This is a genomic window from Zavarzinia compransoris, from assembly GCF_003173055.1.
Lineage (GTDB): Bacteria > Pseudomonadota > Alphaproteobacteria > Zavarziniales > Zavarziniaceae > Zavarzinia > Zavarzinia compransoris.
On record NZ_QGLF01000003.1, the window covers coordinates 38,104 to 50,403 of the forward strand.

The following is a 12,300-nucleotide window of genomic DNA, read 5'->3' on the forward strand; positions in this document are numbered from 1 at the left end:
CGATGCACGAAAGGCTGAACGGGCCGCCCCCGTTCAGCGCCAGTTGCAGAACCCGGATCACGAAATACGGCACCCTCCGACGTCAGGAGGGCTCAAGCATCAGGGAGCCTGCAGGTCCGTCCAGGCCGCGCCGGCCAGCAGGGCGACGATGGCGGTATAATAGTCGTCGTCCGGCCGCGGCACTTCGAGCAGGGGGTTGCGGGCCCCGAGCACCAGGCCGGCAATGGCATAGAGCGAGCGGCGGCCGGCGAAATCCGCCACCGCCCCGGTGCTGAGGTCGACCCAGGCCGGCAGGCCGGCGGCGAAGGCCGCGAAATAGCGGTGCAGGGCATCGAACTGGTCCGCCCCCGCCCGCCCCCAGGCGAGATAGAGCGGCACGCGCAGGGCATCGAAGCCGAAGCGCGGCGGCCAGCCCCCGGCCGGGGCGAGCCGGCCGTCCGCCGTCACCAGCAGCCAGTCCGGCGGCAGGCCGTAGCGGCCGAAGCGGGCATCGCGCAGCAGGGCGAGACTGTCCGCCGCCAGCCGGTCCCAGCCTTCGCCCGGGGCGGCGGCGGCGAAGGCGCGAAACGCCGGCAGCACGAGATAGGACAGGTTGACGACATAATCTGCCGCCGCCCCCTCGGTCCCGGCCGGGCGGCGGAAGCCTTCGACCCCGGGCAGGAGCAGCAGGCGCCCGCCCTGTTCGACCGTCAGCTTGTCGCGGACCGCCGCGCGGATCTCGGCGGCGGCGGCGGCAAACGCCGGCTCGCGCCACAGTTCGGCCGCCCGCAGCAGGGCCCAGGCGATGAAAATATCGCCGTCGGTCGCATTGTTCTTGTCGGCCACCGGATCGGCGGCGCCCGCCTTGTAGCGCCAGACGAACAGGGCATCGTTCTTGCGCCGGAGGTTGGCCTGGGTCCAGGTCCACAGCCGGTCGAAGGCCGGGCGGTCGCCGGCGATCACGGCCAGCAGCATGGCATAGCCCTGGCCTTCCGAATGGCTGACATTGTCGTTGCCGGTGTCGATCACCCGGCCGTCGTCCGCCAGGAAGCGGGCCTTGAAATCGTCCCAGGGCGAAATGCCCGTCGCCTGCGCCGGGGCCAAGCCCGGCAGCAGCATCAGGCCGAGCAGGAACGCCAGCACCCGGGCCATGGGCTCAACGCCCGTAAAGGAGATCGATGGTGCCGGCCTCGCCCGGGGCGATATGCCGGGCCTGGAGGTGATCGGCCCCGCCCGCCCGGTGCATCCAGGTGCTGTAAAGCCCTTCGAGGAGGGCCGCAAGCGCCGATTGGGTGCGGATCGTCACCACGACCGGCAGGGCGCCGTGGGAAATGCGGATGCCGGCCTCGACCTCGGCCAGGCGGACCCAGCCCCAGCGCCGGCCGCGCAGGGCCTGGTTGGCCGCCGTCTCCAGCGCCTCCAGCGTATCGCAGGGGCCGAGCGGCATGACCGAGGCCAGCCGGCGCCCGACCTGGCGCATGAAGGCGACCGCATCCTCGGTCCCGGCCAGGACCAGAACCTCGTCCGCCAGGGCGGCGAAGAAGGGATCGAGCGCGCCTTCGGTGAACAAGGCGTCGCGATAGCGCGCTTCGGGCCCTTCGGCGGCAGGGGCGGCGGCACGGCCGGGCAAAATCACGGTTCCAACTCCAGCGCACGCTTCATGTAGATCAAGGCCGAGGTTTCGGAATAATCGCCGAAGCCGTTGTAGGACGCGGCCGCCCCCACCGTGGTCAGGCGATCGAAACTATAGTCCACGCTGCCCTTCAGGCTGGCGCCGAAGCCGTTGGCGCTGCTCGCGGGATAGAAGGACGTGGCGATCAGGCCGCTGGCCGACTCGCGGTCGAGGATCGCCTGCATTTCCGGATCGGTCGGGAAATAGGGCGCGGCATCCTTGTCGTAACTCTGGTAGCCGACCGCGCCGCCGACATTATACTTCCATTTCCCGCTTTCGCTGGTGCCCGTGTATTCGACCGGGAAGGCGACGGAATAGAAGGTCTGCGGGCTGAAATAGCCGCCGTGGCCGAAGGAGAATTCGCCGAGATTCTCGTCGAAGGCCATATAGGACAGGTTGATGCCCGCCTTCAGCTCGGACCGCTCGGTGCGGTAGGGGCGGAAATAGGCCCCGACCGTCGCCTCGATCTGGCTGTTGTCGGCGACATTCTCGCCTTCGAGCCGGTAATAGCCGCCACCGCCGTAAAGGCCGACCGCGCCGTCGTCGGTCGAGAGCATGACCCGGCCGCCGGTCCGGGTGACGCCGCCCCAGCTCTGCCCCGAGAAGGGCTCGACCGTGCCGGCATAGGACAGCATGCTGTCGGTCACCGCGCGCCGCTCGCCGGTCACCGACAATTCGGTGTCGTTGCCCAGCCGCGGCCGCCAGGTCACGCCGCCGACCAGATTGGTCACCTCGAAGCCGAGCGGGGTGGTGCCGACATCCGCCTTGAAGCTGCCGAGTTCATAGGCGGCGCTCAGCCCGACGCCGGAGGTTTCCTGCTTGGGCGAACGGCGCAGCGCCGCCATGCGGGTGGTGTCGAAACTATAGGTGTCGGACGCCAGCGCCGCCCCGAGCAGGGATTGCTGGGCCGCGGTCAGGCCGTTCCAGATGGTCGGATTGGCGCCGACGAAGGCGCTGAGCAGGGTGCCCGTCGCCGCAGCCTGGATATTGGTGCGGATTTCCGTCGGCAGGCCCGCCACCAGGGCCGGATTGGCGGTGACGAATTCGGCCAGCAGGGTCGGCGTCGGCGTGGTGACGGCCGCGCCGAGGATGGTTCGCTGCGCCGGCGTCAGCAGCGACCAGACGCCGTCGTTCTCACGGACGATCGCCGCCAGTTCCTGGTAGTTGCTGCTGGTGACCGTGGTCGGGATCAGCGGATTGGCGCCGAACCGGCGCGAAGCGTCGCCGCTGGGCGTGCCGGCATTCACGTTGACCGGATTGGCCGTCACCGTCAGCCGGCCGGTGCCGAGCGGCGAGACCGAGACGCCGACATTGGCGCCGACCTCGGTCAGGGCGCTCAAGCCCTCGTCGCCGCTGCGGTTGCGGATCGAAATGTCGCCGCGGACGAAACCGGCCGCCTGATCCTTCAGCTCGGCCAGCTGGCGGGCGATTTCCTGGGACATCGGGTCCCCCGCCAGGGCCGCGGACGGCAGCGCCGGCACCAGCAGGCTGCTGTCGGCCACCGCCGGGCCGACCGGCAGCGCCGGGCGCGGCCGGGACGGCGACGGATAGCGCACCGGCGCCGGGGCAGCCGGGGCCGGGGCCGGCGCGGTCAGGGTCGGGGTAACCAGGGTGGGGGCGGTCGGAACCGGGGTCGGCGGCATCGTCAGCACCGGGGCCGGCGGGATCGGGATCGGCCTTGCCGGGGTCACGGTCGCGGGCGGCTGCAGCGTCTCCGTCCGGGGGGTGATCACCGTCGGCGCGTCATAGGCCCGGGGCAGGATTTCGAGCGGCCGGCCGCCCGGCAGATAGATATCCCCCGCCGTCTCGCCCGAGGCGGCGGAGAGCATGGCCATATCGCGCGGGGCCATGTCGTGCGGGACCATGTCGTGCGGGACCGGCAGCGCCTCGGCATAGGGGCGCGCCGTCTCGGGCAGGGCGGTCGAGATCGCCGGCGCGCCGCCGGTCGATGAGCGCCGGAACGGGTTGCCCGGCACGCCGGCCGGCACCGTCCGCCCCGGCAAGGTGGTGGCAGCGGCCGGCGGCAGGGCCGCGGCCGTGCCCAATTGCTGGGCGCGCAGGCTTTGCGCCGTTTCCAGCGCCTCGACCGCGGCGCGGGTATCGCCGCGCGCCCGGGCCAGATTGGCGGCCATGACATGCAGGTCGACATCGCCCGGCGCGCCAGCCAGGGCCGACCGCAGCAGGCGGTCCGCGGTCTCCGTATCGCCGGCGGCGATGGCGGCACCGATCGCGCCCCGGGTCGCCTCCCGGTTGCCGGGGTCGAGGGCCAGCGCCCGGCGGAAGGCCGCCAGCGCCTGATCGGGCATGCCGCCGCTGTCGTAGAGCCGGCCGAGCGCGTTGATCAGGCCGATATCCCCCGGCGACTGGGCCAGCGCCAGGGCCAGGACGTCATAGGCATCGGCATATTGGCCGGCTTCGCGCAGGCGGTCGCCGCGGCCGGAGGCGAAGCGGGCGCCGAGGCCGGCCAATTCGCCGCCGTCGACGCCCCGGACCTGGGCCAGGCGGGCCAGGAAGCTCTGCGCCTCCGCATCCATGCCGAGACCGGCGAGAATGTTCAGGTGGCCGGCATAGCGGGCGGCGGGCGGCTTCGGCACCGCCTCCAGGTCCTGGCGGACGAGGGACAGGGCCAGGGCCGGATCCCCGGCATCGACCAGGGCGGCGGCGATCGTGCCCCGCTCCGCGATCGACAGCGATGCGGCCGAGGCATAGAGCCCGCGCAGGATGCCCTGGGCCCCGGCGGCATCGCCGCCGGCCAGCGCGGTGCGGGCCCGGCCGACCGCCGCTTCGGTCGCCGAGCGGGTGGACAGGGCGCGCATTTCGGGCGTGCGGGCCCGCGCCGGGATCCGCTCGATCAGGGCGGCGGCGACATCGTAGCGGCCCTGTTCGCCGGCGAAGAGAGCGCCGGCATGCAGCGCCTCGGCGCCGGCATTGGCGGGCGCGGTCATGCCGTCGATCAGGGCGCGGGCACGCTCGCCCTCGCCCTGGCCGGCCAGCAGCCGGGCGAGATCGAGGCGCAGCCAGGCATTGTTCGGATCGCCGGCCAGAGCGGTTTCGAGGTCGGCCCGGGCCGAGAGCACGTCGCCGGCCGCCAGCGAATCCTTGGCGCGGGCGCGCAGGGCATCGCTTTCCGCCCGGTGCAGGCCCTCAAGGCTGCGGGTCCGGCCGGGCGGCAGGCGGGCGGCCAGGGCTTCCGCCTCGCCCGTGCGCCGCTGGCGCACCAGAAGTTCGTAAAGGCCGGACAGGGCGGGGCCGTTGGCCGGTTCGGCGGCCAGGACGGCGCGGTATTCCGCTTCTGCCGCTGCCGCCTGGCCCCGGCGGACCAGGATGTCGGCCAGCAGCAGGCGGGCGTCGCGCCCCCGCTGCCCGGCGCCGCCGGCCAGGGCCCGGGCCTTGGTTTCCGCTTCCTGCAGGCGGCCGGCGTCGCGCGCCCGGCGCGCCGCCGCCATCTCGCCCAGGAAGCGGGCGCTGGCCAGCGCCTCGGCCCATTGGCCGCGGCGGGCGGGATCGGCCCTGGTCGCCCGTTCGAGATAGTCGCGGGCGCCGGCATGGTCGCCGGCGCGCAGGCGCAGGATGCCGAGCCCACCAAGCGCCTCGGCATCGTCCGGCCGTTCCTGGAGGCGCTGGCGGAAGCGCTGTTCGGCCAGGCGGCTGTCGCCGCCGTCGAGGGCGGCGAAACCGTCCGTCCGCGCCTGGGGCTGGGTGCCTTCGCGGAACCGGGCCAGCACTGCCTGATCGTCCGGATAGGCGGCGAGATAGGCATCGTAGAGCGGCTTGTCCGCCGCCGTCGCCCCCAGCCACAGCAGGGCCTGGCGCCAGGCGGCGCGGGCGTCCGGTTCCGCGCCGCGGGCGGCGAGCAGGGCGATGCCCTGGCGGCGCGACTGTTCGTTATAGGTCAGCGCCTTGCCGTAGGCGACGGCCGCCGGGCCCATGGGGTCGCGCTGGGCCAATTGGGCCAGGCCGGCAAGCGCCTCGTTCAGGCTTTCCGGCTGGCCGGCCAGGGTCTGGTAATATTCGAGGGCATAGCTGTCCGGCGGCGGTGCTGCGCCGAACAGGCGGCGATAGGTGGCCACCGCCTCGGCCGTGCGGCCGGCCTGGGCCAGGGCCCGGGCCGCCGCGATGCCGTCGGCCGGAATGGCACCCTGGCGCGCCGCCTGCTCCAGCCGCGCCAGGCGCTGGTCGCCGGGCGCGGTGACCCGGCGCAACTGCTGAAGCCAGGCTTCCGCCGTCGCCGTCTTGCCGTCCTGCACGGCGAAAAGCCCGAGACGGAAGATCACGTCCGGATCGTTCGGCGCGATGGCATAGGCCCGCTGCATCGACTGGGCGGCGAGATCGGTGCGGCCGCGCTCGTGCCAGAACACGGCCTGTTCGAGCAGGGCATGGACGCCCGTTGCCCCCTGGCCCGCCACGGCCTGCGGCGCCGGGCCGCCCGCCGGTGCCTGCTGGGCCTCGGCGGCGGACAGGCCGAAGGTCCCGAGCACGGCCGCCAGGGCCGCGCGGGAAACCGGGGATCGCCAATCCGCATGCCTCATGTCACGCCCCCTTCTGGTGGCGCAGTCTCGCCTTGGTCCGACGCTTCAGCAGCATATAGAAGATCGTGGCCAGAACGAAGGCGCCAAGCAGGACGCTGCCGACCAACATCCAGGGATGAGCCCGGAATTCCCACCGCAGGCGGCTGTAGGGCGACAGTTCCCCGGCCGTATAGGTCGGCCCGACACGGAAACTGGTGGCGCGGTCCTCGCCGAAGATGGCGAGGTCGCCCTTGACCGCGGCGCTGATCGCCAGTTCGTCCAGGCTGGCCACGAGTTTCGGCAATTGTTCCGACTTGGTCGCAAGCACCAGCACCAGCGAGCGGTCGCCGCCCGCATCCGGCAGGCGCTGGCCGACCATGCCGGCGAAATCGCCGCCGGTAAGCAGGATCTGCGCCGCCTGGCTGCGGTCCTCGCCGTTGCCCAGGCCGTCGAACACGGCGAAGGCGCGTTCGATCAGGTCGCCCTGGCGGATGGCGAGACGGCCGCCCGCGGCCTGGACCGGCCCGTCCGCCATCAGCCGGGCCGCCTGCAACCGGTCGTCCAGCGTGCCGATGACGAGAAGGTCGCGGCCGGCGCCGGCCGGCAGGTTTTCGGTGCCGTGCAGGACCAGCAGGCGCAGGGGCGGAAACCCGGTGAATTCCGAGAAGCGCCCGAGCAGCGCCAGGAAGGCCTGGATTTCCTGGGCATTGGGGCGCTGGGGCAGGACGACCGCGGTCTCGCCGAGATCGGCGAGACGGGTGAAGGGGAAGCCCGCGCCGACGACATGGCCGAGATTGGGCAGCACCGCGAAGCGCTCGACGCTGGAAAGGTCGATGGTCGAATCCGGGTCGACCGCGACCCGCACCGTCCCCGGCACGCCGCCCTGGCAGTAATTCATGCCCTTCGGCCGCAGGCTGAACGAGAATTCGAGCTGGTTCTTGCCGAAGACCGCATAGGGCGGCACTTTCACCGCGCCCGCGGCCAGGCCGAAATCGCTGGCGACGAAATCGCGCACTTCGTCGACCACATTGGGATGGCGGATCGGCAGGGTCTTCAGATAGCGGCTGTTGATCGCCACATCGAGGCGGGATTCGTCCAGATCGAGCCAGTCCCCGCGCGGATAGCGGTAGCGGACGTCGACCGGCACCCCCCGGTCGCCCCAGAGAAACAGGTCGGGGGCGGTGCGGAAGGGCACGGCGATCGCCCCGGCGATGAGGCCGACGCCCTGCAAGGCATCCGCATCCACCAGTTCGCCGAAGCGCACCGGCCGGTCGCTCGGAATCCAGCGCGGCGCGTCATAGGGCTGGCGCACCGGCACCACCGGCGCACCCACGGTCATGCTCGCCCCCGACAGGGTGGCGGCGCCCAGTGCCAGGGTGGTCGCGGCCGCGCGCAACTCCTCCTCGTTCCGGCCGGCGATCACCAGAAGCCGCCCGCCCGCCGGATTGGCGGCGGTGATCAGTGACGGCCCGGCCAGGGTGGGCAGGGTCAGGCCGGCGGGCAGCGCGGTCGGCGTCGCCAGCACCACGGCGTTGCCGGCCGGCAGCTGGCCCAGGCTGACCGGAAAATCGATGCCGCGATAGGAAGCCTCGGTCGCGAAATAGGCCGTCGCGATCGCGGCCGCATGCAGCAGGCCGGGGGTCGGATTGGGCGGCAGGGCGACCTGGACCGACGGCTTTTCCCGGTCGGCGGAATCGAAGAAGGGCGCGGGCAGGGCGCCGAGGTCCGTCCGCGACGGCACCGATTGCAGGGTGAGTTGCAGGGACGACTGGTTGCTGAGGATGGTCCAGAGGCTGCTGTGCAGCGGGTCCTCGCATTCGCGGGTATAGTGCTGGGACAGCCGGACGCCGATTCGGTTGAAGCGGACGAAGAGCGCCGGATTGACCGGGATCTCCACCGTCAGGCCGCCGGCATTGTTGGGTTCGAGACGCAGCGTCCCCACCACCTCGCCGTTGACCAGGGCGGACAGATGGGACAATTCGGACAGCAGCGACGGCGAATAGGCCAGGGTCAGGGTGATCTTGGCCGCCGTCACCACCTCGTCCTGGCGGATGTCGACGGGAAAGCCGACCTCGGCCTCGGTGCCCATCAGCCGCAGCGCTTCCCGCGCGCCGAGATCCTTGAGGCTGATGGCCAGGGCGCGCGTGCCGGGCGGCAGGGGGGCGGCGGGCAGCGCAGGCGCCGCGGGCACGGCCGAGACCCCGGGAAAGGCGGGGGCCGGCGCCTCGGGCGCAGGCATCGCCGGCACGGGCAAGGGGCTGGGCACGGGCAAGGGGCTGGGCACGGGGGCCGGCGCGACGGCCGCGGGCGGTTCCGGCATGGCCTGGGCATGGGCCCCGCCGGTGCCGACGAATCCGGCGCCGAGGCCGGCCAGCAGGCCGAGGGCGACGATGGTCGTCGCCGTCGGCCGGGCGCCGGGCACCAGGGCCCGCAGATCCTCGGGCTTGGCCGTCTCGGCCGGGGCGGCGGCCGGTGCCGGGGGCCCGGCGGCCCGGCGGGGGCGCAGGAACAGGCCCGCCGCCGCGCGCAGCAGCGACAGCAGGGCCGAGGGCCGCGGCTCGTTTTCCGCATGGCCGCGATCGACCCAGGCATCGAGGCGCCCGAACACGATATCGATCAGATAGCGGTAATCCTCGACGGGCATTTCGCCGAAACGCACACGCATGATCCCGCCCTTCACCTCGATCCCCGTGACCGGGAACAGGTGCGACCGCCCGGCCGCCGGCAATTCGATCACTTCGACATCCTCGGCATTGACTTCGGCGTCTTCGGGCAGGCGGATCAAGGCGCCGCCGGTGGAAATATTGGCGGTCTCGCCGCAGACGACATGGCCGGTCCCGGCATAGACCGTGACCGGCAGGGTGATCGGCAGGCGCACGGTGCGGCGGATCTGCCGGGTCTCGAAAGCCGCCGCCATGGCGCCGAGCAGAACGATGGAATTATAGATCGCCCAGCCGATGTTCATCACCAGAACCCCGCGCAGGCTGGCATCGTCCCAGTTGAAGACCAGGCGATAGAAGCCGATGCCGCAGGCGACGAGGATCAGGAACAGGGTCAGCAGGTGAAACCGGGCGATGCGGAAATCGAAATAGTCACGGTCGAGCAGGCCGCCCTTGTCCGTCACGTTGAACTTGCCGAGGCGGGGATTGATCATGGTCGCCATCACGGGCCAGACGAGATGGAAGGACAGGGCGGTTTCATAAAGCTCGCCCCAGAAGTTCAGGCGGTGCTGCCCGTGGATGCGGGCATTGGTCAAGGTCGCATGCACGAGGTGAGGCCCGGCATAGGCGAGGACCATCGACGCGGTCGAGGCGATGATGTTCTGGTCCAGGATCAGGAAGGCGATCGGCGCGGTCAGGAACACGATGCGCGGCAGGGCGAACTGGAAATGCAGCATCGCATTCAGGTAGCAGAGCCGCTGCGCCAGGGTCAGCTTGCCGCCGATCAGGGGATTGTCGCGGCGCAGGATCTGGGTCATGCCGCGCGCCCAGCGCACCCGCTGGCCGACGTGGAGCACGAAGCGCTCCGTCGCCCGGCCGGCCGCCAGGGGCACGTCCAGATAGGACGTGTTCCAGCCCTTCTTCTGCATCTTCAGCGCGGTATGGGCGTCCTCGGTCACGGTCTCGACCGCGAAGCCGCCCACGTCCTCGACCGCGGCGCGCCGGATCACGGCGCAGGAGCCACAGAAGAAGGCGGCATTCCAGAAGTCGTTGCCCTTCTGCACCGGGCCGTAGAACAGTTCGCCCTCGTTCGGGATCCGCTGGCCGCCGCTGATGTTCCGCTCGAAGGGATCGGGGGTGAAGAAATGGTGCGGGGTCTGCACCAGGGCGAGGCGGGGATCGACCAGGAAGCCGCCCACCGTCACCTGCAGGAAGGCCCGGGTCGAGACGTGGTCCGCATCGAAGACGCAGATCAGTTCGCCGTCGGTCTTGGTCAGGGCATGGTTCAGGTTGCCCGCCTTGGCATGGGCATTGTCCGGGCGGATGATATAGCCGATCCCGGCCTTTTCGCAGAATTCGCGGAATTCCTGGCGCCGCCCGTCGTCCAGCACGTAGACGCGCAGCTTGTCCGCCGGATAGTCCAGGTTGGCGGCGGCGAGGATCGTATCGGCGACGATCTCCAGGCTTTCGTTGTAGGTCGGGATATAGACGTCGACCGTCGGCCACAGGCTGCCGTCCTCGGGCAGGGGCGTCGCCGGCCGGTCGAGGGGGGCGGCGGTCTGGAAATAGCCGAGCACCAGGATCAACCAGGCATAGATCTCGGCCAGCAGCAGGCCGAGGCCCAGCACGGCGCCGGGCAGATTGTCGAAGACCAGGGTCTCGGTCATCCGCCAGTAGAGATAGCGGGTGGAGGCGACCACCGAGAGCACGCAGAGAACGACCGTGACCACCGGCGACGCCGACCGGTTCAGCACCATCGCGACGGCATAGATCAGGACGCCGAAGCCGATCTGCCAATAGAGATCGAGCGGCGCGACGACGACCGGAAACAGGGTCAGGACCCCGAGCAGCAGCAGCGCCCAGACGCCCCAGGCCGGCAGCGCCTCGAGCGTGCCGAGCCAGCGGCGGAAGCCGGGCGCATCGGCCGCCGAGAGGTCGATCCCGGGGGCGGGGCGCCCCTTCGGCGGCGGCCTCATGCCTCGCCTCCCCGGGCGCCGGCCTGGCCGGCCAGGGCGCTCTGCCGCAGGAGGTCGGAAATGCGTTCGGCAAGCGCGCGGAAATCGCGCGCCGCGGCGCTGGCGGGGGCATGGTCGTAGACCGGCCGCTGCCAGCCCACCGCCTCGGCCACCGCCTCGTCGCGGCAGATCTGGCCGATCAGCTGGTCCGGGACGCGGCTGGCGACGAATTCGCTGACCGAGCGGGACAGGCGCCGCCGCGGATCGACCTGGTTGAGGACGACGAAGGGCGGATGCTCGCCATAGAGCGCGCCGCGCTCGACCTGGGGCAGCAGCGACAGCGAAGTCGCATCGGCCAGCAGCACGGCGACATGCAGGGCGCTTACCCGGTCGAGGGCCCGCAGCGCCGGCGCGGGGCCGGGCGGCAGGTCGGCGACGATGACCCAGTCCGGCTGTTCCAGGATCGGGCCGAGGCCGGCAGCGAGATAATGCGGTTCTTCCAGCAGGCAGCGCTCGAACTGCATCCGCTCCGCCTCGCCGACGTCGCCATAGGGCAGGATATGGGCGCCGCTCCCGGTCTGGCGGGCCAGGCTCGGCCAGGTTTCGGGCCGGTCCCAGGCGGCGACATAGCCGTGCCCGTCTTCGAGGGCGACGCCGAAGGGCAGGCGCAGGCTGTTCTGGCTGTCGAAATCCATGGCGACCACACCCCAGCCGAGGCCGTGCAGCCCGATGGCGACATGGGCGGCCAGGGTCGTCTTCCCGACGCCCCCCTTGGGCGATGAGAATGCCACCACAGGCATCAACGCAGCCTGTCGAACAGGGGCCGCAACCTCGTCTCCCGGCCGGGGTCGGCGGCGTCCCGGGCAGCTTCCGGCTGATGCAGGCGCTGGAACATCCGCCCGAGCCCCTGGGCCGGGCCGGGCGCCGGAACCGCAGGCGCCGGAACAAGGGCTGGGGGAACGAGGGCTGGCGAAACCGGGGCTGGCTGCACCGGCACGGCGGGCGCATAGGCCGGGGAGAACGGGGCCGGGGGGAACGGGGCCGCCGGATGGACCGGCGCCTGGGGAGGCGGGGCCTGAAACACGGGAAGCTGCGAAGCCGGCGCCTGGAGGCGGCGATCGGCCGACAGGAAGGACGGCGGCGGCTGAACGGCGGCCGGCGGCGGGGCCGGGGCGGCGGGCGCCCCCGGAACCGCGGCCCGCCGGGCCAGCGAGCGGTCGACCGCCGCCATCAGGGGCGGCAGATCTTCCGGCGATTGTTGATGGGCCAGCACCCCGAGCGTCTTGTAGCCGTCCCCGGCATCGCCGAGACCGACGGCCTTGAACAGGCGGGATGTCTCATCGGAGCTGGCCATTCAGTCCTTCCGCGTCTCGAAACTTCACCCGGCGGGGAACGCCGTCGGGGACGACGAATCACCCATTATAGCCACGTGAAACCTTAACAAGGCTACAACTGAACTAGTCCGAAGAGGAGAGCGAAGATCATCGCCGCCCGATGCTGTCGCCGACAAATACTGTCGCCTGAGA

The 12,300-nt window shown here is 71.6% G+C and carries 6 protein-coding genes; all 6 read right to left on the reverse strand.

Features of this window, described 5'->3' with window-relative positions; genetic code table 11:
- Window positions 1-99: 99 nt before the first annotated feature.
- From DKG75_RS10805 to DKG75_RS23765, 6 genes are read right to left on the reverse strand one after another with little or no spacing between them, the layout of a single operon-like run.
- Window positions 100-1,131, reverse strand: a complete 1,032-nt coding sequence (locus DKG75_RS10805; protein ID WP_109921133.1) for a family 8 glycosyl hydrolase — start codon at window positions 1,129-1,131, stop codon at window positions 100-102.
- A gap of 4 nt (window positions 1,132-1,135) precedes the next feature.
- On the reverse strand, window positions 1,136-1,615 hold the full coding sequence (gene bcsD, locus DKG75_RS10810; RefSeq protein ID WP_109921134.1) for a cellulose biosynthesis protein BcsD: 480 nt from the start codon (window positions 1,613-1,615) through the stop codon (window positions 1,136-1,138).
- On the reverse strand, window positions 1,612-6,180 hold the full coding sequence (locus DKG75_RS23755; protein WP_109921135.1) for a cellulose biosynthesis protein BcsC: 4,569 nt from the start codon (window positions 6,178-6,180) through the stop codon (window positions 1,612-1,614). Before DKG75_RS23755 ends, bcsD begins: the two co-directional genes overlap by 4 nt.
- Window position 6,181: 1 nt before the next feature.
- On the reverse strand, window positions 6,182-10,795 hold the full coding sequence (gene bcsA / locus DKG75_RS23760) for a UDP-forming cellulose synthase catalytic subunit (protein WP_109921136.1): 4,614 nt from the start codon (window positions 10,793-10,795) through the stop codon (window positions 6,182-6,184).
- Complete coding sequence (locus DKG75_RS10825) at window positions 10,792-11,565, reverse strand: cellulose synthase operon protein YhjQ/BcsQ (protein ID WP_208112158.1); 774 nt, start codon at window positions 11,563-11,565, stop codon at window positions 10,792-10,794. The genes bcsA and DKG75_RS10825 overlap by 4 nt, the downstream gene beginning before the upstream one ends.
- 8 nt (window positions 11,566-11,573) lie before the next feature.
- On the reverse strand, window positions 11,574-12,128 hold the full coding sequence (locus DKG75_RS23765; protein WP_109921138.1) for a hypothetical protein: 555 nt from the start codon (window positions 12,126-12,128) through the stop codon (window positions 11,574-11,576).
- Window positions 12,129-12,300 lie beyond the last annotated feature (172 nt).

Excerpts from the sequence above, each read along its gene's own strand:
- DKG75_RS23755 (WP_109921135.1), bottom strand. The coding sequence starts at position 6,180 with ATGAGGCATGCGGATTGGCGATCCCCGGTTTCCCGCGCGGCCCTGGCG.
- DKG75_RS23765 (WP_109921138.1), bottom strand. The coding sequence starts at position 12,128 with ATGGCCAGCTCCGATGAGACATCCCGCCTGTTCAAGGCCGTCGGTCTC.
- bcsA (WP_109921136.1), bottom strand. The coding sequence starts at position 10,795 with ATGAGGCCGCCGCCGAAGGGGCGCCCCGCCCCCGGGATCGACCTCTCG.
- DKG75_RS10805 (WP_109921133.1), bottom strand. The coding sequence starts at position 1,131 with ATGGCCCGGGTGCTGGCGTTCCTGCTCGGCCTGATGCTGCTGCCGGGC.